The sequence below is a fragment of the Streptomyces flavofungini genome, assembly GCF_041028215.1.
In the GTDB taxonomy this organism is placed as follows: Bacteria; Actinomycetota; Actinomycetes; order Streptomycetales; family Streptomycetaceae; genus Streptomyces; species Streptomyces flavofungini_B.
The window spans coordinates 1-2,349 of record NZ_JASKYR010000921.1; the positions used below are offsets into that span (position 1 = coordinate 1).

1 protein-coding gene is annotated in these 2,349 nt (G+C 74.9%); it reads left to right on the forward strand.

The window, feature by feature from the left end:
- Positions 1–2,349 (forward strand): ATP-dependent helicase (locus AB8Z36_RS36565; protein WP_369217696.1); only part of this gene is annotated, 2,349 nt, incomplete at both ends.

Below are 2,349 nucleotides of genomic sequence, written 5' to 3' on the forward strand. Positions count from 1 at the left end.
CCCTCGTCACAGACGCCGCGCGCCGAGCCCGACCACCCCCCGGGCGAGCCCGTCATCTCCACGTACCACGCCTTCGCGGGCCGCCTTCTGACCGACCACGGCCTGCGCATCGGCCTGGAGCCCACCTCCCGGTTGCTCGCCGACGCCACCCGTTTCCAGCTCGCCGCGCGCGTGCTGCGCGAGGCCCCCGGCCCCTATCCCGCGCTCACCCGCTCCTTCCCCGACCTGGTCAGCGACCTCCTCGCCCTCGACAGCGAGCTGTCCGAGCACCTCCTGACCCCCGACCGCCTCCGGGCGTACGACGCGGCGCTGCTGCACGCCCTGGAGGGCGCCAAGCTCACCAACGCCGACCTGCGCAAGGTCCCCGAGACCGCCGCCGCACGCCTGGAGCTCGCCGAGCTCGTCGGGCACTACCGCGCGGCCAAGCGTTCCAGGGACCTCCTCGACTTCGGCGACCAGATCGCCCTCTCCGCGACCCTCGCCCGCACCCGCGCCGAGGTCGGCGAGATCCTGCGCGACGAGTTCCGCGTCGTCCTCCTCGATGAGTACCAGGACACGTCGGTCGCCCAGCGCATCCTCCTGTCCGGCCTCTTCGGCGGCGGCACCGGCCATCCGGTGACCGCAGTCGGCGACCCCTGCCAGGCGATCTACGGCTGGCGCGGCGCCTCGGTGGCCAACCTCGACGACTTCCCCGAGCACTTCTCACACGCCGACGGACGTCCCGCCGCCCGCCACGCGCTCAGCGAGAACCGCCGCAGCGGCGGCCGCCTCCTCGACCTCGCCAACGGCCTCGCGGAGCCCCTGCGCGCGATGCACGCGGGCGTGGAGGCCCTGCGGCCCGCGCCGGGCGCCGAGCGCGACGGCGTGGTGCGCTGCGCCCTGCTGCGCACCCACGCCGAGGAGATCGACTGGCTCGGCGACTCGATCGCCCACCTCGTGCGCACCGGCAAGGCACCGGGCGAGATCGCCGTCCTGTGCCGCACCGCCACGGACTTCGCCGAGATCCAGGGCGCGCTCGTCGCCCGTGACATCCCCGTGGAGGTCGTCGGCCTCTCCGGGCTCCTCCACCTCCCCGAGGTGGCCGACCTCGTCGCCGTCTGCGAGGTCCTCCAGGACCCGGGGGCCAATGCCTCCCTGGTGCGGCTCCTCACCGGCCCGCGCTGGCGCATCGGTCCCCGCGACCTGGCGCTGCTCGGCCGCCGTGCCAGGCTGCTCGTCCGGACCGGGCACACCGCCCCCGACGACCCGGACCGGCGCCTCGCGGAGGCCGTCGAGGGGGTCGACCCGGCCGAGGTGATATCGCTCGCGGATGCGCTCGACACCTTCCTGGAGTCGCCCCTGGAGGCGGACGGGCTCTCCGGAGCGGACGACGGACTGCCCTTCTCGGCCGACGCCCGGGTGCGCTTCGCCCGGCTCGCCGCCGAGCTGCGCGACCTGCGCCGGTCGCTCGCGGACCCGCTGATGGACGTGCTGCACCGCGTGCTCGCCGTCACCGGCCTCGAAGTGGAGCTCTCCGCGTCGCCGGGGGCCCTCGCCGCCCGCCGCCGCGAGACGCTCTCCAACTTCCTGGACGTCGCCGCCTCCTTCGCCGCCCACGACAACGGCGCCACCCTGCTCGCCTTCCTCGGCTTCCTACGCACCGCCGCGCAGTACGAAAAGGGCCTGGACAACGCACTGCCCGGCGGTGAGAACACCGTCAAGGTGCTCACCGCCCACCGCTCCAAGGGCCTGGAGTGGGACGTCGTCGCGGTCCCCGGCCTGGTCAGCGGCGTCTTCCCGAGCGGACAGGGCCGCGAGAAGTGGACCGCGCAGGCCAAGGTCGTCCCGCACGGACTGCGCGGCGACACGGCGACGCTGCCCGACGTCGAGGCCTGGGACGCCAAGGGCATGAAGGCCTTCCACGAGGCGATGAAGGACCATCAGCGCACCGAGGAGCTGCGCCTCGGCTATGTGACGTTCACCCGCCCCCGCTCGCTGCTCCTGGGTTCGGGGCACTGGTGGGGCCCCTCCCAGAAGAAGCCGCGCGGCCCCTCGGACTTCCTCCGGGCGCTGTACGAACACTGCGCGGCGGGCCACGGCGAGATCGAGGCCTGGGCGGAGGAACCGGCCGAGGACGAGGAGAATCCCGCCCTGCGCGAGGCCTCCGCCGACCACGCCTGGCCGCTGCCCCTGGACGACACCGCGCTGGCCCGGCGCCGGGCCGCCGCGCGCACCGTCCTCGACCACCTGGACCGCCTCACCGGCGGGGCCGCGCCGGAGCCCACCCGCTCCCACGCGGAGGCCCACCCTTCGGCGACGGACGACGTGCCCCCGGCCGACGATCCGGAGTGGCCGCCGCCTCCGGAGGAC